The 21,232-nt window shown below is 49.6% G+C and carries 17 protein-coding genes; 5 read left to right on the top strand and 12 right to left on the bottom strand.

The window, feature by feature from the left end; genetic code table 11:
• Nucleotides 1-105 precede the first annotated feature (105 nt).
• From trkA to M2134_RS01605, 7 genes are all read right to left on the bottom strand, one after another.
• Nucleotides 106-1,443, bottom strand: coding sequence for a Trk system potassium transporter TrkA (trkA, locus tag M2134_RS01635; RefSeq protein WP_280749657.1), 1,338 nt, complete (start codon nucleotides 1,441-1,443; stop codon nucleotides 106-108).
• 102 nt (nucleotides 1,444-1,545) lie between these two features.
• Nucleotides 1,546-3,444 (bottom strand): 1-deoxy-D-xylulose-5-phosphate synthase, encoded by a 1,899-nt coding sequence (gene dxs, locus M2134_RS01630; RefSeq protein ID WP_280749730.1) that lies wholly within the window; start codon nucleotides 3,442-3,444, stop codon nucleotides 1,546-1,548.
• A gap of 113 nt (nucleotides 3,445-3,557) precedes the next feature.
• A complete protein-coding gene (locus M2134_RS01625) occupies nucleotides 3,558-4,370 on the bottom strand; it encodes a biotin--[acetyl-CoA-carboxylase] ligase (protein WP_280749656.1) in 813 nt (270 codons plus the stop codon).
• Complete coding sequence (locus tag M2134_RS01620) at nucleotides 4,357-4,713, bottom strand: MmcQ/YjbR family DNA-binding protein (protein WP_280749655.1); 357 nt, start codon at nucleotides 4,711-4,713, stop codon at nucleotides 4,357-4,359. The genes M2134_RS01625 and M2134_RS01620 overlap by 14 nt, the downstream gene beginning before the upstream one ends.
• 11 nt (nucleotides 4,714-4,724) lie before the next feature.
• Nucleotides 4,725-5,090 (bottom strand): YraN family protein, encoded by a 366-nt coding sequence (locus tag M2134_RS01615; RefSeq protein WP_280749654.1) that lies wholly within the window; start codon nucleotides 5,088-5,090, stop codon nucleotides 4,725-4,727.
• A gap of 23 nt (nucleotides 5,091-5,113) precedes the next feature.
• Nucleotides 5,114-6,496: a DUF1214 domain-containing protein gene (locus tag M2134_RS01610; protein WP_280749653.1), complete on the bottom strand. Its 1,383-nt coding sequence runs from the start codon at nucleotides 6,494-6,496 to the stop codon at nucleotides 5,114-5,116.
• Nucleotides 6,497-6,503: 7 nt separating this feature from the next.
• The gene (locus tag M2134_RS01605) at nucleotides 6,504-7,868 is read right to left on the bottom strand and encodes a DUF1214 domain-containing protein (protein WP_280749652.1); all 1,365 of its coding nucleotides are present in this window, start codon (nucleotides 7,866-7,868) and stop codon (nucleotides 6,504-6,506) included.
• Nucleotides 7,869-7,991: 123 nt separating this feature from the next.
• Here M2134_RS01605 and M2134_RS01600 point away from each other — a divergent pair, with 123 nt between their 5' ends.
• A complete protein-coding gene (locus M2134_RS01600; protein WP_280749651.1) occupies nucleotides 7,992-8,219 on the top strand; it encodes a hypothetical protein in 228 nt (75 codons plus the stop codon).
• Nucleotides 8,216-8,656: a nucleoside deaminase gene (locus tag M2134_RS01595; protein WP_280749650.1), complete on the top strand. Its 441-nt coding sequence runs from the start codon at nucleotides 8,216-8,218 to the stop codon at nucleotides 8,654-8,656. The genes M2134_RS01600 and M2134_RS01595 overlap by 4 nt, the downstream gene beginning before the upstream one ends.
• Here the strand turns inward: M2134_RS01595 and M2134_RS01590 are convergent, their stop codons facing one another.
• Both M2134_RS01590 and galB read right to left on the bottom strand, forming a co-directional pair.
• Nucleotides 8,657-9,631 (bottom strand): metallophosphoesterase, encoded by a 975-nt coding sequence (locus M2134_RS01590; protein WP_280749649.1) that lies wholly within the window; start codon nucleotides 9,629-9,631, stop codon nucleotides 8,657-8,659. It lies immediately after the preceding gene.
• A 24-nt stretch (nucleotides 9,632-9,655) separates the two neighbouring features.
• Nucleotides 9,656-12,157 (bottom strand): beta-galactosidase GalB, encoded by a 2,502-nt coding sequence (gene galB / locus M2134_RS01585; protein ID WP_280749648.1) that lies wholly within the window; start codon nucleotides 12,155-12,157, stop codon nucleotides 9,656-9,658.
• An 806-nt stretch (nucleotides 12,158-12,963) separates the two neighbouring features.
• Between galB and M2134_RS01580 the strand changes: the two genes are divergently transcribed.
• Nucleotides 12,964-13,386, top strand: a complete 423-nt coding sequence (locus M2134_RS01580) for a DUF5053 domain-containing protein (protein WP_280749647.1) — start codon at nucleotides 12,964-12,966, stop codon at nucleotides 13,384-13,386.
• Nucleotides 13,387-14,252: 866 nt separating this feature from the next.
• Nucleotides 14,253-15,641, top strand: coding sequence for a Gfo/Idh/MocA family oxidoreductase (locus M2134_RS01575; RefSeq protein WP_280749646.1), 1,389 nt, complete (start codon nucleotides 14,253-14,255; stop codon nucleotides 15,639-15,641).
• 90 nt (nucleotides 15,642-15,731) lie between these two features.
• Here the strand turns inward: M2134_RS01575 and M2134_RS01570 are convergent, their stop codons facing one another.
• The 3 genes from M2134_RS01570 to glmS all read right to left on the bottom strand — a co-directional run bounded on the left by M2134_RS01570 (nucleotide 15,732) and on the right by glmS (nucleotide 20,226).
• Complete coding sequence (locus tag M2134_RS01570) at nucleotides 15,732-16,262, bottom strand: FKBP-type peptidyl-prolyl cis-trans isomerase (protein WP_280749645.1); 531 nt, start codon at nucleotides 16,260-16,262, stop codon at nucleotides 15,732-15,734.
• The gene (locus M2134_RS01565) at nucleotides 16,259-17,803 is read right to left on the bottom strand and encodes a glycine--tRNA ligase (RefSeq protein WP_280749644.1); all 1,545 of its coding nucleotides are present in this window, start codon (nucleotides 17,801-17,803) and stop codon (nucleotides 16,259-16,261) included. Before M2134_RS01565 ends, M2134_RS01570 begins: the two co-directional genes overlap by 4 nt.
• A 578-nt stretch (nucleotides 17,804-18,381) precedes the next feature.
• Nucleotides 18,382-20,226, bottom strand: a complete 1,845-nt coding sequence (glmS, locus tag M2134_RS01560; protein WP_280749643.1) for a glutamine--fructose-6-phosphate transaminase (isomerizing) — start codon at nucleotides 20,224-20,226, stop codon at nucleotides 18,382-18,384.
• Between the two features lie 294 nt (nucleotides 20,227-20,520).
• On the opposite strand from glmS, the gene pyrH reads away from it, so the two are divergent.
• On the top strand, nucleotides 20,521-21,231 hold the full coding sequence (gene pyrH / locus M2134_RS01555; RefSeq protein WP_280749642.1) for a UMP kinase: 711 nt from the start codon (nucleotides 20,521-20,523) through the stop codon (nucleotides 21,229-21,231).
• Nucleotide 21,232 lies beyond the last annotated feature (1 nt).

Here is a 21,232-nt window from a genome sequence, read left to right as displayed (position 1 = left end):
ATTACAATGGAAAGTTGAAAATTGAAAGTTGAAAATGATTGGCTAATACGCCTTGATTGCCTATTGTTAGTTCTTCATTTTCAATTTTCAACTTTCAATTTTCAATTAATTAAAGTAGTCCTCCAACTTACGCATCGCCGTATCCAAACAGAACACCACCACATGGTCGTAGGCCTGTATCTGGGTACTCCCGTTGATCAGCATCGGTTCGCCATTGCGGATAAGTCCGCCCAACGTCATGTCGGAGGGCAGCTTCAGGTCGCGCACCTTTTTTCGCGTGATCTTTGAGTCCGGACGGGCGACCAGTTCCGCTACGTCGGCATTGGCAAACGTCAGGCATTTCACATTAGTCACATCGGCATCCAACAAGAATTGGTAGATATAGCTCGCCGCTATCTGCTTCTTATTGATCACCGCGCCGATATCCATACTCTCCGCCATCGACACATATTCCATATTCTCCACCCCGGCAATGGTTTTGAATACACCATACCGTTTCGCCGCCAGGCAGGCCAGGATATTGGTGCTCGCGTTCTCCGTCAGAGCAATAAACGCTTGAGAGTCTTTGATCCCCTCCTGTTTCAATAGATCCGGATCACGCCCGTCGCCATTAATCACCAACACATTGCCCGGTACCACCTCCGCTATGCGGTGGCTCTTCTCTTTGTCGAGCTCAATCAGCCGGATACGGATATGATTCGGCAGGTACTGACAAGCGCGAATGGCGATACGGCTTCCGCCCATGATGATGATCTTTTTCACTTCAGGATCCTCTTTCCCGGCCTGTTTGCGCACCTCTTCCACACCCGCTTTGGTGGTGGTGAAGAAGAGCAGGTCGCCGGAGCGTATCACATCGCTTCCGCGTGGAATGATTGTTTCATGCTGTCGCTTGATCGCTACAACGTGATAGTGCTTATCCTCGCTTGGTAATTCGCTTATTTGCTTATCTACCAGCTGTGAGTTGTCGCGTACCTTGGCGCCGATCAGGATCAGTGCTCCTCCGAAAAGTTCCCAATACTGGCGCGTCCAGGGACGGCGTATATCGGAGACAATCTCCTTCGCAGCAAGCATCTCCGGGTAGATCAAGGTGTTGACCCCCAGGTTTTCAAAGAATTCTTTATTCTTAGGTAACAGATATTCGTAGTTGTTGATGCGGGCAATCGTGCGTTTGGCACCCAGGTTGTGCGCCAGCATACAGGCCATCACATTGGTGGTCTCTTCGGGCGTGACGCTCACGAAGAGATCCGTTCCGTTTATGCCTGCCTCCTCCAGATTACGCAGCGAGGTCGGATTACCCACTACGGGCAATATCTCCATATTAGAATTGGGGAAAACCAGGCGATCTTCGTCTTCGTCCATCAGAATGATATCCAACTTCTCCTGGGATAACATCTTGGCTAAATGGGTTCCTACCGCGCCGGCTCCGGCAATAATTATCTTCACTTTCTTTAATGGTTAATTATAATGGTTAATTATGAGATGTGCCTCAATGGCATTCTTCATTGCTTTACGCCTTTGGCTAAGCGATCTTCGATTCATCATTAATCATTCAACATTCATCATTTTCTTTCTTATGCTTTCCGCATCCATCCCGCACAATTTGTACAGTTCCGGGACAGATCCTTGTTCTACAAACGAATCGTCTACGCCTATCCGTTCCACTTTGGCGGGATAGCCATGGCTGTTCATAAACTCCATCACGACAGAGCCAAGACCTCCCTGTATCACGCCGTTCTCGACAGTGATGATGCGTTTGTATGTTTGTCCTACTTTGTGCAGGATCTCTTCGTCGATTGGTTTGAGGTAGATCATGTCGTAATGCGCCACCGACGCACCCTCTTTCTCGGCCATGTCGATCGCTTTGATCACCTCGTTGCCTATCGGACCGATTGACAACACCGCCAGGTCGCTTCCTTCGCGCAAGAGGCGTCCTTTGCCAACAGGCAGGATCTCCATCTGGTTGCGCCAGTCTTTCTTCTCTCCTTTACCTCGTGGATAACGGATCACGAATGGCGAGTCCACTGCCGCATATCCTGTGTACATCAGGTTACGCAGATCGATCTCATTGAGCGGAGAGGCAATGATCAGGTTGGGGATCGGACGCATAAAGGCGAGGTCGAACACGCCATGATGCGTCGGCCCGTCTTCGCCAACCAGTCCGGCACGATCCAGGCAGAACACCACATGCAGGTTCTGCAAAGCCACGTCGTGGATCACCATATCATACGCCCGCTGCATAAAAGAGGAGTAGATATTGCAGAAAGGTATCATGCCCTCCTTGGCCAGTCCGGCCGAGAAGGTGACAGCATGCCCTTCGGCAATCCCCACATCAAACGCACGGTCGGGAAAGGCTTTCATCATCATACACATGGAACTTCCGGTCGGCATGGCGGGGGTGATCCCGACAATACGCTCGTCCTTCTCCGCCAATTCCACCAAGGTATGCCCGAAAACATCCTGATAGAGTTGCGGTTCGTCCAGATTCTTTGGCAACAGACGCTTCCCGGTCTCTTTGTTGAATTTGCCCGGTGCGTGCCATTCGGTGGCCGAGAGTTCGGCCGGCTTGAAGCCTTTTCCTTTTGTTGTTTTTATATGTAACAGGGTTGGTCCCTGCAGGTCTTTGATATCGTTCAGTATTTTGATCAGATACTTTACATTATGTCCGTCCACCGGGCCAAAATAGCGGATGCTGAATCCTTCAAACAGGTTATGCTGTTTGGTCAATAAGGCCTTCAGGCTGTTGTTGAAGCGTAGGATATTGCCTTTGCGGTCGTCGGAGATCAATTTCAACCGTTTCATGGTGAGGAAGGTATCGTAGCGCAATTTGTTGTACGCCTTGCTGCTTGTGATATCCACCAGGTACTGGCTCATACCACCCACGCTCTGGTCGATCGCCATATCATTGTCGTTGAGAATGATCAAGAGGTTGTTCGGATTGCTCGAGGCATTGTTCAGTCCCTCGAAAGCCAACCCGCCGGTCATGGCGCCATCGCCGATCACCGCCACCACCTTGCGTGCGTCGTTCTCCTGCAACTTGGCCGCGACCGACATGCCCAGTGCTGCCGATATAGAGGTAGAGGCATGGCCGGCGACAAAGGCATCGTAAGCGCTCTCGTTCGGATTCGGAAATCCGCTGATCCCTTTCAGGGTGCGCAACGTACGAAAAGCCTCTCTTCGGCCTGTCAATATCTTATGGCCGTAGGCCTGGTGTCCCACGTCCCACACGATACGGTCATCCGGTGTGTTGAACACATAATGGAGCGCCACCGTCAGCTCCACCGTTCCCAGGCTGGCGCCCAGGTGTCCGGGATGCTCCGATAATACATCTATAATATAATCGCGCAACTCGTCGCATACCTGCGGAAGCTCATCTGGCTTCAAGCGTCGAAGATCCTTTGGGTCATCGATCGCCTCCAGTAAACGCTCGTTTTTGCCATCTGTCATATGCATACAAATTTGCTGCAAAAGTACGTAATAAACCCCATATATAAGAATAAAACGAGTGCAATCGGAGGATATTGCCTGTTGTGGCTTTTATGCTATTTAGGATCGTAGAACTAATCCAGCTCATGGGTGACCGCAGGAAAGCCTGGGTTAACATGATCTCCTAACATGGAGTTCTGCAGGAACGACACCTCTTTGAAGGCATATTGGCGGGTGGTGCCGTCGTGTAGTTGCAATATGAGGTGGCCGGTTGGTTCGATGGAGGCGATCATTGCCTCAAAACGGCCGGTGGCATCTTCGTAGGGGTGGAAGCCCTCTCGGCGGTAAAGCGCGTGGGCATAGAGGCGGCGTATCTCCGCCTCCTCTTCCTGTAAAAGGAGTAGGTAGTAGTGATAGAAGCGCGATAGAAACTGATCCAGGATTTCCTCCCGGTCGTAGTCCTGGCCGGTGATCTGCTTGAGGGAGATTGGGTTGGGGGCGTTCCCGATAAAGACTTCCTGATTCAGGTTGATGCCCACGCCAATGATCGAGCAATAGATATCTCTTCCGGCAATATCATTTTCGATCAGCATGCCACATATCTTTTTATCCTGCCAGTAGATGTCGTTGGGCCATTTCACGGTGATTTCATCGGTATGTTGCAATAGGGTCTCCTGCACGCTGAGAGCCGTGATCTGCGAGATCAGAAATTGTTTGTTGGCCGGCAATATATGGGGATATAACACCGTGCTGAAGGTTAGGTTCTTGCCCCATTCCGATTCCCAGCTGTTGCCCATTTGTCCGCGACCGGCCGTTTGCACATCGGCCCAGACAACGCTACCCTCAGGCAATTCGCGCTGCCCCACCCGCTCGCGCAGGCTGGTATTGGTGGAGACCACCTCTCGGAGGTGTATGATCTGCGGCGATTCGGTGTTATTCGTCGGCATATTGTTCGCGAATTCGTTTGGGTAACTTAGCGATCACCTCCCGGTAGGCATGATGGATCCAGTGACAGATCTCCTTCGCCGGCATATCGCGCTCCAGGTAGATATTGTTCCAGTATTTTTTATTGAAATGATAGGCCGGAGCGACCGCCCCGTAATGCTCACGCAATCGCTCTGCCTCGTCGGGATCACATTTGACAGCAATCACCGGCTCCTCCGCGTCGAGCGAGAGGAGCAGAAACATCTTATTCTCGACTTTGAATACCAGCGACACATCATCGAAAGGAAAACACTCGGTCGTGTTCTTTAATGAGAGGCAATAGTCGCGTACTTCTTCACAATTCATACACACATTTTTTATCGTACCGGAGGCAAAAACGCATCCTCATAATGTTCAATCTCATACCCTTGCGGACCGGGAACCACTGTGACGATATCGAACCGCACCGGCAATTCAATGCTGAAATAACGGGCATAGGCATCCGCCGCCAATACCGTGCGGCGAATCTTCTTCCGATCGACCGCATCTTCCGGCGAAAGCAAATGATCCATCGCGCGCGTCTTTACCTCCACCACCACCAGCCATTCACCATCGATTGCCACCATATCCAATTCGAAATGGTGCCAGTGCCAGTTGTTGTCGAGAATCGTATATCCTTTTTTCTGAAGGAATTCGCGAGCGATCTCCTCGCCTTTACGTCCTATTTCGCTGCGATTCACCATGCGAGTTCGTTTTTACAAAGATACTATTTTTGATAAACACTCAAAGGAGGCAGTTGGTAGGTGCCGTTCAGTACCGATTCACCAGGGCCATACACCCGCATGATGATAAAAGGTTCACCGTTGGGTGCGGGAAGCCAATTGCTTTCGAGCGCCGCTCCCGGGGAATCTTTTGAGATATAGACATCAATGCTTCCATCAGGATTGGTTTGCAGTTGTTGGCTGCGGCTGCCAATGGAGTAGCGATCTATGGGGTTAGCCACCAATAGACGGTCGGGCAGACTATACATGGTGATCGACCAAAAATATTCCGCGGGAGGAATCTGCTCCGGTCGGAAGGTCAACCGATAGCTTGAAGTAGCTGTATTTATCGGGTTGCCATTGGCATCTTTATTGATAGACAGGTAGACCGCTTGGGTGGCATAATTCCCGAAAATACCGACCTGTACGCCCAACGCTCTGAAGATATAGTTCGTTTTCAACACCTCGCGTGTGTTGAACAGGTCGCCCGATCTGGCCTGTGTCGTGTTTAATGTGTGGATGGCATCGGCAATACCTGCCGCCATGGCCTCTTTCGCTTCTTTTGTGAACTTCGAGGTATCCCACGGCATACCGGCTTTTATTCCGAGCTTGGCCATATTGTCAAGCGCCGCTTTGTCGAGTTCGTTCGGAAGTATGTATTGCAGCATGAAATTCACATACCGAAAGGCTTCAATGCTGTTCTCTTCACCGACGACAAAAGGGATCCAATCGATGGAGGCAGCCTCCTTGGGTGCCGCCTTTCCCTGGTAGGCATGCAACGGCATTAATTGGTAGCCAGCCTGGATCTTCTGCACATTCTCCAGGTCTTCAGGACCTTCTGCTCCTGTGCGGGTGAGTACGCCGATGAAATAGGATTCGCCAAGGATAGCACGCTTGATGCCTGTTGGCAAGGCATCGTTCCATTCGGTGGTCGCAAGCAGGTAGGCGCCGCCTTGTTGTCCGTCGATCACGGAGCCGGGACTATCGAGTACAAAGCCCCACATATCATCGCATTGGGAGGTATAATAGCGGTTTCCGTCGACCTCCGGCATAACGAGCACCCACGGCTCACTGCGTAGATCGACCCATCCCCAGGTATAGGGCGTATCGTTGTTGGGCGAAACAATATCTTTGTTATCAGGCGTATAGAAACCGTAGTGGCGAAGCTCACCGAATCCACCGGTATATTCGGAGGAGTGTGGATTGGCTACCTGGCGGTATAGGGTGGCATAGTTCATCACCAACGGGTAGCTCATGATATAAGCCTCGGCTGTTAGTTGCCGTATTTCTTCCGAAGAGAGTTTATTAATATCGGGATCCGACTCTGATTTATCACAGGCCGACAACAATCCTGCCAGGAGCATAAGGGATAAATAAATCTTTTTCATAGCTGTTTTAGTTTATTTTCATTATGGCAGGAAAGACCACCTCTCCTTTGATGGCCTCTTCCGCCGGGCCATACATGCGTAGGATCATATAAAATGATCCCTCCGGCGCAGGTAGCCAGTTGGTTGTAGGAGACGCTTCCGGCTCTCCGTGTTGAATAGACAGCGTCAGTGAGCCATCGTCCCCATACTTCAGTGTATCATCGCCGCCTTTGATATTATAGCGTCCGATGGGGTTCTCCGCCAAGAAGCCTTTGTCGTTATAGAGCGTAAGCGACCAGAAAAATTTCACTTGGGGGATCTGCTCTTTGGCAAAGGTGATACGATAGGTATTCGTGCCATTCAACGGCTCTCCCTGACTGTCGGTATCGACTGTGAGGTAGACCGCCTCTTCGGGGGTGTTGACATAGATATATTTCCACGCGGCCGCCGCCCGGGTCATATAATCGGTGCCCCAGTTGCCCGAATTGGCCGGCGCGTAATGCCAGGTATTGGCCTCTTTGCCGATAAGCAGTGTTTGTTCCTCGATCTCTTGTTTAGCTTCGCCTGCTCCGGCCTGTATGGCTGCCCACACGTCGGCATCGAATTGGGAGATATCGAACGGTTTGCCGGCTTCCAGTCCGATGGATTTAAATTTCTCCATCAATGCCTTATCCTCCGCATTCAATAATTGATAGGCTACCATATCGTTGAATAGCTGGAAAAAGCCCTCCACCGTTCCGTTCTTGGCATCGTAAAAGCCGTACGACCAGGTGAGGGGATCACCCGACGGGGGTGTTGTTCCGGCGAACTCGCTTAGTGGCGTTGCCTTATAGCCTCTTGCAATAAGGGCTGCCTCGTCCTGATCGTCCGGGCCAAAAACCTGTGTACGTCCAAGAATAAGCACTATGGTAGACGGTATCTTAATCACTTTATCTATGCCGGCAGGGGTGTCGCCTTCCCAGTCGGAGCGGGCAAGCAGATAGTTGCCCGGGCCTTCGCCAGTGGCCAGCGTACTGATATAATCCGGGCAGTTGGTGAATATATCGCATAGCTGCAGGCAGAAATAGCGGTTTTCTATCCGGGGCACGTTGATCACCACAGGTTCGTGGCGCAGGTCGCATACGGCATACGAGTAAAAGGTGTCGTTATTGGGTGATACCACCGCTGTATTCTCATGCGTAAACAGTTTGGTATCGGCGATAAAGGTGTTTATCGGCGCATGGCTATTCACTAAAACCGACCATACCGCTTTGTTGTGTTCTACTGCCGGAAAAGCATAGATATAGGCCTCTTTGGCTAAGACACGCGCTTTTTCTGCATCGACTTCTTTTTCTTTGTTGTTGTCACAGGAGACCAAGGCAAGGGCTGTGAGAAGGATTAGGATAAAATTCATAGTTTTTATATTATATATTAATGATAGGCAAAGATACAATAAAATGAATTTATGGCTCTATGAATCAAAAACAAATGGGATTTCCTTTTTTAATTCATTGGATCAATGTACTTTTGCGGCTATATGAAGAAAGTGCGACCCAAGAATAGTCCCAAGTCACCCTCACCCCGTTCCCACAAAGTGACTTTTATGCTCAACGACGAAGAGCAGAAGGCCGTCACGCGCTATCTCGAACGCTACAAGATATCGAATAAATCGCGCTGGTACCGGGAGACCATCATGACACATATCCTGAAAATCATGGAGGAAGACTATCCAACCCTCTTCAATGAAAATGAAATGAGGCGATGAATCCTTTCGACGATACCTATTTTATGAAGCAAGCCCTGACAGAAGCACGCGCCGCTGCCGCCGAAGGGGAGGTGCCTGTTGGTGCGGTCATCGTATGCCAGGGACGGATCATTGCCCGGGCGCACAACCAGACCGAACGCCTCAACGACACCACGGCTCATGCCGAGATGCTGGCTATCACCGCGGCTACCGGTGTGTTGGGTGCCAAATACCTGACCGATTGCACCTTGTATGTTACGGTCGAGCCCTGCGTGATGTGTGCCGGAGCGATCGGATGGTCGCAAATCAGCCAGGTGGTCTTTGGCGCTTCCGACGAGAAAAGGGGTTTTCTACAATTTGCCCCACGCGCGCTTCATCCCAAGACCACTGTTACAAAAGGTGTGTTGGAGGAGGAATGTGCCGCCGAGATGAAGCAGTTTTTTCAACAAAAACGTTGATCAGTAGGTCAATTCCCTGTCTTTGATCGAAGAGGAGATCGGAAAAGGGTATCGTTTCCGGAGTTGTTCCAGGTCGGTATCCGGATCCGCGAATTCACCTTGCATTCCTTTTATCGTAATCGTTCCCTGACTGTTTATCTCAACAAGGGCGTACAGGGTCGTGTCATAACTGATCTGGTTCGGTAGTTCCGGATCGTTGTTGTCGCTGTTCTGGTAACGTTTGTTGTTTATAAAATCATTGCCTGTCCAGAAATAGCTGGCGGAATTGAGCTGATAGTAGTTGATCCGGTCGATCACCTGGTAGTTGTCGCTATGATTATAACCCGCCATCACCGCCGCGATACGTGTTCCTGAATTCATAGCCTCTTTAATGATCTGATGCAGGTCGCGGTTCTTGTTGGGGGTCGATATCCGGTCATTGATGGGGGCATGCGACAGGATCACATAGATAGGCTTCTTGTTTTTCAATAGTTCCGTCAGCCATTCCTGTTGTTCGCTGCTGAAACGCCCGTGACGGATCTCGGCCACATCAAAGTTGCCGTGATCATACGTCTGTTCGTTCCCCTCTGCATCCAGGAAGAAATTGGAATCCAACACCACAAAGCGGAAAGGTCCTTTGTCGAAATAATAATGAGAGGCCGGCAGCCCATAGAATGCCGCGAACTCCTTTTTGTCGGCCTTGGTCAGATCTTGGCTGCCTATCGCATGATAGACCGGAGCAGAGGCTTGAGCGATCATCTCCCTGAGCGGTTCGTTGGCCGATGAGGGTTGCGCAAAATCCCCCAGATCGACAAAGAAGTCAACCTGTTGATCCGCGCCTGCCTGAAGGATGGTTTGCAACCGCTCCCTCCCGTCAGCGATCGAGTCGGCATGTAGGTCGCTAAACAAAAGAAAGCGAACCGTTTGCTCCTTGGGGGTGCACCCGAACAAGAAGCAAACGGTAAGGATAAGGGTTGTGTTGAGAAATGGTTTCATAGCTATTTTATTATGTCAATGATTTTATTCACTGATCAACTCGATGCTGGCTCCGCGAACGCCTGAAGCGGAAGCCTCCAAGACAATGGGTCCCGCCTTTTCGGTCGTTTGCACAATGGCGGTCATCTGTCCACTGAAAAGCTTCATCTGCGGCAGATGGAAAAGTTCCAGGCTGGTGGTGTTGCCACTGGCTCCGGCGCGGTAGAATCCTTCGCCACGCACCTTGAATTTCACCTGATTGGTGGCGTCGGGACAAAGGTTACCATTCCGGTCGACCACCCGTACGGTGATGAAAGACATATCTTTGCCATCGGCCGAGAGACGCGAGCGGTCTGCTTTCAGTTCCAGGCGATGAGGCTTGCCTGCTGTATGGATCTCTTTTTCTTCCACGGCATTACCCTCCTTATCGTAGGCCACCACCTTCACCGTACCCGGCTCATAACGCGTATCCATCCACATCAGGCGATAGCGTTTCTGACGTTCCAGCGAAGCCAATGCTTCGGGTGTACCACTGGCATCCAGTTCAACCGAGAGGTCTTTCGTGCGAACGCCCTGGCTTTTGCCGTTGATAAACAGCTCTGCCGAAGGATGGTTGGTGTATACGAACACCGGCGTCACTTCGCCTTCACGTCCCGGCCATGTCCAGTGAGGCAGGATATGCAAGGTATTCTCCCCTTTGTTCCAATGGCTGCGATACAGGTAGTAGCGGTCTTTGGGTATGCCCGCCAGGTCGATGATACCGAACAGGGAGCTGTGGCTGGGCCAGTCGGTATAATAGGGCGTAGGTTCGCCCAGGTAATCGAAACCGGTCCATACGAATTCCCCAATCGTATAAGGCAAATCTTCCTGATGGATAAAGTCATCTTCAGGCAGGTTCGACCAATTGCAATGTTCCAGGTCGTACCCGCTGCTTTGGTGGTCGTCGTACTTGGCATCCGAACGGCGCTCTACCGGGAATTTATATACCCCGCGGGTGCTGACGGTCGAAGCAGTTTCGCTACCCAACACAATGGCCTGCGGCAGTTTCTTGTAGGCATCCTGGTAGACAAAGAGGCGGTAGTTGAATCCCACCACATCCATCGTGGCGGCAAAATTATTGTTGATAACATTGACGCCATGATCCATGCCATTGGTAACCGGACGGGTAGGATCTTCGCGGTGGCAGATATCTTGCAGGAAGCGAGCCAATTTGCCTCCTCCCGGTCTGCTCTGGTCGGGTACCTCGTTGCCGATACACCACATCACCACACTCGGATTGTTGCGGTATTGGCGAAGCAGGTTTACCAGGTCTTTCTCCGCCCATTCGTCGAAGAACAGGTTATATCCGTTTTTCACCTTCGGCGTTTTCCATTCATCAAACGTTTCGGGCATCACCATAAAGCCCATCTCGTCGCAGGCGCGGATCAATTCGGGTGCAGGCATATTGTGTGAGGTGCGGATCGCGTTACATCCCATGTCTTTCAGGATACGCAACTGACGGCGGATCGCGGCGTCATTGACGGCAGCGCCCAACGGTCCCAGGTCGTGGTGGTTACACACCCCCTTGAACATCGTCTTTTCGCCATTCAGGAAAAAGCCCTCTTCGGGAATGATCTCGATCGAACGGACACCGAACGTCGTGGTGTACTCATCTTTCAAGGTCTGCCCGTCGTACAGGCGAGACACCGCTTTGTAAAGCTCAGGTACCTCCGGCGACCACAAACGGGGATTCTGCAAAATGATTTCTTGTGAGAAACAGTCATTATCGAAAGCAGTCAAGGCCGATTTGGTCTCGATCAGGCGGTTGCCATACTGGTTCCATATCTCTGTCACCAGGCTATAGCGGGAAGCCTCCGTGCCCTGCGGGCGAGCGATCTCTGTTTTCAGATGCACGCGGGCAAATTCTTTACTTACCTGTGGCGTCGTGATCTGCGTTCCCCAAAGCGGGATATGCGCTTCTTCCGTCACGATCACATGCACATTGCGGTAGATACCGGCGCCCGGATACCAGCGCGATGACTCCGGCAGGTTCTCTAAACGAACAGCCAGGGTGTTCGTACCTTCAGCACGCAGGAAGTCTGTAATATCAAAATAGAAAGAGTTATATCCGTATGGCCAATTGCCCACCTTTTGTCCGTTCACATAAACATTCGCCTGGCTCATCGCCCCGTCGAACAAGAGGGTGACCCGCTTGCCCGGGGTATAAGAGGGAATGGAGAGGTCGTAGCGATACCAGCCCACCCCGACAAAAGGAAGCCCGCCCGTACGTCCGGCATGAGGCATCGCCTCTTTCTGTCCATCCTGGGTAATAGCCACCTGTTGCAGGTCATTATAAGCATCGAAAGGGCCATAGATCGCCCAGTCGTGAGGCACGGTAACCGATTGCCACTTGCTATCATCATAGTCCGAACGGATAAAATCAGCCTGATCCTCGCGGGTGAATTTCCATCCCTTCTCGAGCAGAAACTCCGTCCGTACCTGTGCCGCCAACCATTGGGGCAAAAATAAACTCCATGCAAAAACAAACAAAATGAGAAGTCGTTTCATATGATTATTTAATTTGATTTACAGAAGGACAAATATAGTAAAAAACATTTTTGGAATATCATTTTGTTTTTGGATCATCTGGTAAATGGGAGGGAGAAATGGGAGGTTCTTTAAATATTGTAAGAATGGAAGGTGGGGATCGCGCTGCCAGCGCGAGATTATGCATAACCGTATGCAAGCATAGCGCAGCTTACGGTATAGCGACTACCTGTCAAACAAGCGCCGCAGGTGCGAGATCTGCCATAATCCCGCCCCATGCGGGGCTTTTTATATAGAGGATTCACTACCGTAAGCTGCGCTACGCTTGCATACGGTTATGCATAATCTCACGCCTGCGGCGTGCTTTCCCACAAACCTTCCCATCTCCTCCGATTTGAAGAAAAAGCCCGATACCATCTGTGCCAACCTTTCCTATTTCCTTTCTCCTTTCTCCTTTCTCCTTCAAATTTTCTCCTATTTGAAAACCAGCAGCCTGAGGCAACTGGCTACAGAACGAAGCAATCTATGATTGCTTGCCTTTAACTTCCCCTGTCAGACAAAAAAGCCTAAAAGCTTGCGCAATAAACAAATGTTTATTATATTTACATAACCAAACCAAAAACTATCTAAAACCTTGAATGCAAGAGAAAGAAAAGAGTTAAAGGCTCTCGTAGATCACGAAAAGAGAAACCTTCTGTTCTACGCCCTGTTTTACGACCGTCTTAATAGCGAGATGTCGATTAGGGAACTCGAAAGGGCAATCGACTACCACTTAGACCGATTGATTGCTTTATTCGAAAAGTTGAAACAATAAACAGTAAGATAGTATGCAAGAGAAAAATAACATTGAAAAACTGAAAGAGCAGTTTGTAGCTCTTGATTCCGAAGCGGATCGGAACGCTTTCATGGACAAGATGAAAGCGGAGTATGACCAAAAAAGTCTGGAAGAAAAAACGGTCTTTATCGCCGCTTTTGAGCAAAGCGCCCGAGAAGCCTGCGAGAAAGCGGATGCCGTCATTCATTATGTTGATATCCGACTTAAGCTGGCCGACATCCTGGAATTTGTATCTATGTCATACATCGCCCGGCACTATTTTAACAAAACGAAAGCCTGGTTTTCCCAGCGGCTGAATGGTCATTTGGTAAACGGGATCCCGGCGACCTTTACCCCCGGCGAATTAAAGACATTATCCGATGCCCTCAGCGATATCAGCAGACGGATAAAAGACACAGCCCGTTCAATCGCTTGACGGTTTGTATGGGGGGCTGGTGTGGTAAGATTTGAAGGGGAAGGGAGAAAGCGGGGGCTTCAGATTTGGGAATATTGGAGGAGAAAGGAAATAGGAGAAAGGAGAAGGGAGTGTCTTCAAATTTGGTAAGAATTGAAGGTGGGGATCGCGCTGCCAGCGCGAGATTATGCATAACCGTATGCAAGCATAGCGCAGCTTACGGTATAGCGACTACCTGTCAAACAAGCGCCGCAGGTGCGAGATCTGCCATAATCCCGCCCCATGCGGGGCTTTTTATATAGAGGATTCACTACCGTAAGCTGCGCTACGCTTGCATACGGTTATGCATAATCTCACGCCTGCGGCGTGCTTTCCCACAAACCTTCCCGTCTTCTCCCTTTCTCCCTTCTCCTTCCTCCTTCCCATCTTCTCCTTTCTCCCTTCTCCTTCCAATCTTCTCCTATTTGAAGACCCGCATCCATCAGAATAATCATATTAAATCAAACCAATCACATCCGAGAAATCAAAAAATCAGCATAATCAAGGTTCAGACAAATTTACAAATTGTCAAAATCGACCGAGTATTTTTCCGAAAACGTAGGGGTATTTTAAATTACCCGCAGGAGTAACACTTTTTAACGTATCATATTGTAAGGAAAAAAGGTGGTTTTGCTTACGTTTTGTCAAAATGAAAAAGCGGGCAAAAGAGGGGTGGAGAAATCGAAAAGAGACAAAAATACCCCTAAATGAGATGTTTTTTTCTTCCCTGTCTGAGGATAAAAGGTATATTTGTGAGTTGATCGGGTTAATCGATCTATTTTGATACAAGGCAAAACGACAAGATCGAACACATATAAGTATTATAATATTATCTAATTAAATGACGTATGAAAACTAAATTTCTTGCCTTAGCTCTTCTCTTGATTGGCTTTGTGGCTTGTCAGCAAGCTCCGGGGCCGCAAATGATTAAAACTCAAACCCCTCCTCGTCCGGCCGGGCAGGAAGATGTTCTTAGACTGACGGCCGATCCGATCCCAGTTGTGCGCGTAGCCTTTATCGGGCTGGGGATGCGCGGACCGGGTGCCGTAAGCCGTATGGCACAAATCGACGGTGTGGAGATCGTTGCTTTGTGTGATATCCGCCAGGAGCAGGTGGAAAAGGTAAACAAAACCTTGGTGGAACGATTTGGCAAGCCTGCCGCGAAAGAATTCTACGGTGATCCGGAGATCTGGCGTGAGGTGACGGCCTTGCCCGATGTCGATCTGATTTACATCGCCACCGATTGGAAAAACCATGTCCCCATGGGTGTGCAGGCAATGAAAGATGGCAAACATGTGGCGATCGAAGTACCGGCAGCCATGAGTATGGAGGAGATCTGGGAGCTTATCAACACCTCCGAGCAAACCCGCAAGCATTGTATACAATTGGAGAACTGTGTGTATGACTTCTTTGAACTGACCTGTCTGAATATGGCGCAACAAGGCATCTTTGGCGAGGTGCTTCACGGCGAAGGAGCCTACATCCACGGTCTGCAGGCGTTCTGGGATTCTTACTGGGACAACTGGCGTATGGATTTCAACCGTCACCACCGTGGCGACGTCTATCCGACTCACGGATTGCTTCCTGTTATGCTGGCGATGAATATCCACCGCGGCGATAAGATGAATTTCTTGACTGCCGTTGATACGAAAGCGGTAGGTAACCCGGCCTATATCAAGGAAAAAACAGGTGAAGAGGTGACCGATTTCCGCAATGGCGATCACACGATGACCATGATACGCACGGAAAAGGGCAAATCGATCCTGATCCAGCACGACGTAACCTCGCCGCGTCCTTACAGCCGTGAGTTTCAATTGTCGGGCACCAAAGGTTTTGCTAACAAATATCCGGTGCAGGGCTTTGCGCTGGACGGCAAAGAACTGTCGGCTCAAAGCGGCACGCCCGACCTGGAAGACCTGAATGCCCACCGCTTTGTGTCTGACTCGGTTCGCCGGGTGATTATGGAGAAATACAAACACCCGATCGCTGTCGATATCGAAGAGAAGGCACGCCAGGTAGGTGGCCACGGAGGGATGGACTTTATCATGGACTATCGCCTGATCTACTGCTTGCAGAACGGATTGCCATTGGATATGGACGTGTATGACCTGGCTGAATCCTGCTGTTTGATACCGCTGACCGAAATCTCGTTGGACAACGGCTCTATGCCGGTGGAGATTCCTGATTTCACGCGGGGTGGCTGGAATAAACTGAACAAAGTGGAGTTCGCTAAATAAAAAAGGGAAGATCCCTTTCGCATAAAAAAAACTCCCGGATTGAGGTGACTCGATCCGGGAGTTTTTTTATGTTTATAATCGTATTACCGGTTAAGGTGTTACGATGCTGTGAACTTCTACTTCAAACTTCAGGGTGGTGTATCCGGGGATATCTTTAAGGCCGGAAACGCCGTAAGCCAACTGATAAGGGATCCAGATCTCCCAACGATCGCCCACATGCATATACTGCAATGCGGTGGTAAAACCGGCGACAAAGCTACCGGCTGATGAAACATAGGGATCTTGCTCCGGGTCTTCCTGCTTATCGAAAACCACCCACTCGGAGTAATCGCTGGGGTTGATCATCGTTCCCGTATAATAGATTCCCACTTTGGTATTGTAGTAGATCGGTTCTGTGCCCTCTCCCTCTTTCAATACTTTGTAATAGATAGAGCCACCGTTGTTTAGCGCCTTGAGCTCTTTATAATTCGTCTTATCCGCCGTGATATCATAAAATGCCTGGCGATTCACCTCTTTCCACTCTTTGCTCACCGTTTCCTCATCATCGTCGCTACACGAGGTGGCGATCATCAGGGTGCAAAGCATCATACATGCTATAAACCAACTCTTTTTCATCTTCATTCCATTATTTGTTTCAACATATTCTTCATACTTACCTTTTCAGCAATAATCGCATGCAATTGATCGATGGCTACGCGCTCCTGTTCCATCGTGTCGCGGAAACGGATGGTTACGCAGTTGTCTTTCAACGTTTCGTGGTCGACTGTGATACAATAGGGCGTACCGATGGCATCCTGACGGCGATAGCGTTTGCCGATCGAGTCTTTCTCGTCGTACTGGCAACGGAAGTCGAAACGCAACATATCGACAATCTCTTCCGCCTTTTCGGGCAGCCCGTCTTTCTTTACCAGTGGCAATACCGCCAGTTTGATCGGCGCCAACGCGGGTGGCAACTTCAGTACCACGCGTGATTCGCCGTTGGCCAATTCCTCCTCCTGGTAGGATCCCGCCAATACGCTGAGGAAACAGCGGTCGACGCCAATCGAGGTTTCCACCACATAGGGCGTATAGCTCTTATTTAGTTCCGGATCGAAATACTGCATCTTCTTACCGGAGAATTTCTCGTGCTGGCTCAGGTCAAAGTCGGTACGGCTGTGGATTCCTTCCACCTCCTTGAAGCCGAAAGGCATATTAAACTCGATATCCGTCGCGGCATTGGCGTAGTGAGCCAGTTTTTCATGGTCGTGGTAGCGGTATTTCGCATCGCCGAATCCCATCGCTTTATGCCATTTCATGCGGAACTCTCTCCAGCTGTTAAACCATTCCATCTCTTCGCCCGGACGCACAAAGAACTGCATCTCCATCTGTTCGAACTCACGCATACGGAAGATAAACTGACGAGCCACGATCTCATTGCGGAAAGCCTTACCGATCTGCGCGATACCAAACGGGATCTTCATACGACCGGTCTTCTGCACGTTCAGGAAATTCACAAAAATACCCTGAGCCGTTTCCGGACGCAGGTAGATTTTGGTGGCTCCGTCGGCTGTCGCTCCCATCTCGGTGGAGAACATCAGGTTGAACTGACGCACCTCCGTCCAGTTGCGGGTGCCCGAGATCGGACAAGCTATTTCGTTATCGATAATGATCTGGCGCAGCTCTTCCAGGTTGGAATCGTTCAATGCCTTAGCAAAACGCTCGTGCAGCGCGTCCCATTTCTGCTGGTATTCCAACACACGGCCATTCGTAGCACGGAACTGTGCCTCGTCGAAAGCCTCGCCAAAACGTTTGGCAGCCTTCGCCACCTCTTTATTCATTTTGTCTTCGATCTTGGCCAGTTGCTCTTCGATCAATACATCAGCCCGATAGCGCTTCTTGGAATCTTTGTTGTCGATCAATGGATCATTGAACGCATCTACGTGGCCCGAAGCCTTCCAGATGGTCGGATGCATAAAGATAGCCGAATCGATCCCCACCACGTTTTCATGCAACAGCGTCATGCTGTCCCACCAATATTTCTTTATATTGTTTTTCAACTCTACACCGTATTGCCCATAGTCGTAAACAGCTCCCAGCCCGTCGTAAATTTCTGAGGAGGGAAAAACGAATCCATATTCTTTACAGTGTGAAATCAGCTTCTTAAATACATCTTCCTGTGCCATAGGTTTTTTAAAATTAGAATACAATATTATTATGCGCCTGCAAAGTAACGAAAAAATATTCAGATTAAGGTGCTATTTGGCTATCGCTTTGTTCTTTAGAAGAGATCATTCGTTTTCTTTGTTTGTGGTCGGGAGTGCTTCCAAATCGTGTGGCATCGGCCTCTCTTTGAGTCCATAGATGAGTGCAAAATTCAAGGAATTGCTCAGCCTTTGCTTTTTAACCGATTTTGTAACGTTTTGCTTATAAAATGTAATCTCGACACTTAAAAACGCCCGAAAATATAGCTAACAAACGTTAAAACGGTAGGCAAAAGTGTCATTTTGTTACTCGATTTTTTGCATACTACAGAAATGTTGACGTTCTTTGCACTGTCTAAAACACAAAAAACTCAGTTACACGTATCACACGTAACCAAGCAAATCGAAAAAAGAACCTTAACTTAAACGCTGAAACTATGGTCAAAATTCCCCTAATTTTTTGAACCATAAATTCAAAAGGAATCCCTGCCACATTGTTGTGGTAGGGATTTTACTTGTGTGCAAATTATTCCTAAGTCACGGATTGGGGATCATGGATCCTATTCCACCGTCACCGATTTTGCCAGGTTGCGGGGCATATCTACATCCCGTCCCTTTTTGACGGCAATATGATAGGAGAGTAGTTGCAGCGGGATGATGGACAATAATGGGCTCAGGCACTCCTCGGTCTCCGGTATTTCGAGTACGAAATTGGCGATCTGTTTCACCTTGTCGTCCGAGTTGTTGACAATAGCCAGGATTCTTCCGTTGCGTGCTTTTATCTCTTGGATGTTGCTGATCATTTTTTCGTAGGTGCCGTCGTGTGTGGCTATCACCACCACCGGCATATCCTGGTCGATTAGGGCGATCGGCCCATGTTTCATTTCAGCGGCCGGATACCCTTCGGCATGGATGTAAGAGATCTCTTTCAGTTTCAGGGCTCCCTCCATCGCAATGGGGTAGGAGTATCCTCGTCCCATGTAAATGAAGTTGTGGGCATAGGTGAATATCTTTGAGAGGTCTTCGATGAGGGCGTTCTGAGCCAGGATGGCCTCGATCTTGCCGGGGATCCGATCCAGCTCGATCAGTAGGCGTTCGTACTGTTCGTTGGAGATGGTCTTTTTTTCTTTGCCGATGTTGAGCGCCATCATGATCAATATCAACACCTGTGCCGTGAAGGCTTTCGTGGAGGCGACACCGATTTCCGGTCCCACATGGGTGTAAGAGCCGGCGTGGGTGTTGCGGGCAATGGAAGAGCCGACCACGTTGCAGATGCCATACACAAAAGCGCCCGCCTTTTTGGCCAGTTCGATCGCTGCCAGCGTATCGGCTGTTTCACCCGATTGGGAGATCGCGATAACGATATCGTCCGGATAGATCACCGGGTTACGGTAGCGAAACTCGGAAGAGTATTCCACCTCTACCGGGATGCGACAGAACTCTTCCAATAGGTATTCCCCTATTAGCCCGGCGTGCCAGGAGGTGCCACAGGCAATGATCAGGATGCGACGCGCATTGAGAAAGCGCTCTTTATGGTCGATGATGCCGGAGAGAGCCAGGTTGTTACAGTCTACATTGATGCGTCCCCGCATGCAATCGCGCAAGGTACGGGGTTGTTCGAATATCTCTTTGAGCATATAATGGGGGTATCCACCCTTCTCCAACTCATTCAGGCTGACCTCCAACTGGATGATCTGCGGTGTCTTTTCCAGGTTGCTCAGGCTTAGGATCTGAGGCGATTTGTCGCGGTGTACTACCGCGATCTCCTCGTCCTCCAGGTAGATCACCTTATCGGTATACCCTACGATGGGCGAGGCGTCGGAGGCGATAAAGTATTCCTCTTCGCCAATGCCGACCACTAACGGGCTGCTTTTTCGCGCCGCGATGATGAATTCCGGATTCTCTTTCTCTACAATGGCAATGGCATACGCACCGACTACCTGCTGCAGGGCCAGCCGAACGGCTGTGATGGTATCCGTTTGATGGCTGACTTTGATATATTCAATCAGCTGAACAAGTACCTCCGTGTCGGTTTCGCTATGAAACACATATCCTTTTTGCTTCAAGCCCTCTTTCAGAACCGTATAGTTCTCGATGATGCCGTTGTGGATCAAGGCCAGGCTTTCAGATTGTGAATAATGGGGATGCGCGTTGGCTTGGTTGGGCTCACCGTGTGTAGCCCATCGGGTGTGAGCGATGCCAATATGCCCGGAAATATCTTTGCCTTCGCAAAAGAGCTCTAAATCGGATACGCGTCCTTTGGTTTTGTAGATGTTTAATTCGTTTTGGGGGCTAATCAACGCTACACCGGCACTGTCATATCCTCGGTACTCTAAACGGTGTAAGCCTTTTATTAAAATGGGAAATGCCTCTTGCTTCCCAATATATCCTACGATGCCACACATGTGTCTTTTTGTTTTAATAAGAAAGTACAAATATAGTAACAATATTTTGCGGGCGCAAGGTGGAAAACAGCATAATGTAAATTTTAATATGTATTATCTTTCAATAAGTCATATATAGTTGTTTTTAATTGTCATTATGTCAAACTGCTTCGATGGGCCTGTTTCGGGATTCAACACGAAGAACACGAAGATCTATCTAAAAAACGGAGTTCACAGCGGGAGAAAGCGCCAATAAAATTCTAAACAGCTTCTAAAAAGTATTACTTTTGTCAGAAACAATAAAACAAAGGATATATGGCTGCATACAAACGAGTTCTCCTGAAACTGAGCGGTGAGTCGCTGATGGGAGGAAAGCAATATGGAATAGACGAAACACGCTTGGGCGAATACGCTGCGCAGATCAAAGAAATCACCGACCTGGGTGTACAGGTGGGTATCGTGATCGGTGGCGGAAATATCTTCCGCGGATTGAGCGGTGCCTCCAAAGGGTTCGACCGGGTAAAAGGTGACCAGATGGGCATGCTGGCGACAGTGATCAACAGCCTGGCCCTAAGCTCCGCCCTGACGGCGATAGGTGTGAAGGCCGATGTCTTGACGGCTATCCGCATGGAGCCGATCGGTGAATTCTATAATAAATGGAAAGCGATCGACCTGTTGGAGCAGGGCCATGTGGTGATTATGTCGGGCGGAACGGGTAATCCTTTCTTTACGACCGATACCGGTTCGTCGCTCCGGGGCATCGAGATCGAAGCCGATGTGATGCTGAAGGGCACCCGGGTAGATGGTATCTACACCGCCGACCCCGAGAAAGATCCGACCGCCACAAAGTTCGATGAGATCACCTACGACGAGATCTACAACAGAGGGCTGAAGGTGATGGACCTGACAGCCACCACGATGTGTAAAGAAAACAACCTGCCGATTGTGGTGTTCGATATGGATACGATAGGCAATCTGGTGCGTGTCATTCGCGGAGAAAAGATCGGTACGCTGGTGCACAACTGAT

This window comes from Parabacteroides sp. PM6-13, assembly GCF_029892605.1.
GTDB lineage: Bacteria > Bacteroidota > Bacteroidia > Bacteroidales > Tannerellaceae > QVMG01.
Note: the sequence above shows the minus strand (reverse complement) of the source record. Positions and strands in the feature narration are given on the sequence as shown.

What these genes read in the sequence shown, in the direction of transcription:
- dxs (WP_280749730.1), bottom strand. Translation starts at nt 3,444, where the DNA reads ATGACAGATGGCAAAAACGAGCGTTTACTGGAGGCGATCGATGACCCA.
- M2134_RS01625 (WP_280749656.1), bottom strand. Translation starts at nt 4,370, where the DNA reads ATGCCGACGAATAACACCGAATCGCCGCAGATCATACACCTCCGAGAG.
- M2134_RS01620 (WP_280749655.1), bottom strand. Translation starts at nt 4,713, where the DNA reads ATGAATTGTGAAGAAGTACGCGACTATTGCCTCTCATTAAAGAACACG.
- M2134_RS01615 (WP_280749654.1), bottom strand. Translation starts at nt 5,090, where the DNA reads ATGGTGAATCGCAGCGAAATAGGACGTAAAGGCGAGGAGATCGCTCGC.
- M2134_RS01610 (WP_280749653.1), bottom strand. Translation starts at nt 6,496, where the DNA reads ATGAAAAAGATTTATTTATCCCTTATGCTCCTGGCAGGATTGTTGTCG.
- M2134_RS01605 (WP_280749652.1), bottom strand. Translation starts at nt 7,868, where the DNA reads ATGAATTTTATCCTAATCCTTCTCACAGCCCTTGCCTTGGTCTCCTGT.
- M2134_RS01600 (WP_280749651.1), top strand. Translation starts at nt 7,992, where the DNA reads ATGAAGAAAGTGCGACCCAAGAATAGTCCCAAGTCACCCTCACCCCGT.
- M2134_RS01595 (WP_280749650.1), top strand. Translation starts at nt 8,216, where the DNA reads ATGAATCCTTTCGACGATACCTATTTTATGAAGCAAGCCCTGACAGAA.
- M2134_RS01590 (WP_280749649.1), bottom strand. Translation starts at nt 9,631, where the DNA reads ATGAAACCATTTCTCAACACAACCCTTATCCTTACCGTTTGCTTCTTG.
- galB (WP_280749648.1), bottom strand. Translation starts at nt 12,157, where the DNA reads ATGAAACGACTTCTCATTTTGTTTGTTTTTGCATGGAGTTTATTTTTG.
- M2134_RS01580 (WP_280749647.1), top strand. Translation starts at nt 12,964, where the DNA reads ATGCAAGAGAAAAATAACATTGAAAAACTGAAAGAGCAGTTTGTAGCT.
- M2134_RS01575 (WP_280749646.1), top strand. Translation starts at nt 14,253, where the DNA reads ATGAAAACTAAATTTCTTGCCTTAGCTCTTCTCTTGATTGGCTTTGTG.
- M2134_RS01570 (WP_280749645.1), bottom strand. Translation starts at nt 16,262, where the DNA reads ATGAAGATGAAAAAGAGTTGGTTTATAGCATGTATGATGCTTTGCACC.
- M2134_RS01565 (WP_280749644.1), bottom strand. Translation starts at nt 17,803, where the DNA reads ATGGCACAGGAAGATGTATTTAAGAAGCTGATTTCACACTGTAAAGAA.
- glmS (WP_280749643.1), bottom strand. Translation starts at nt 20,226, where the DNA reads ATGTGTGGCATCGTAGGATATATTGGGAAGCAAGAGGCATTTCCCATT.
- pyrH (WP_280749642.1), top strand. Translation starts at nt 20,521, where the DNA reads ATGGCTGCATACAAACGAGTTCTCCTGAAACTGAGCGGTGAGTCGCTG.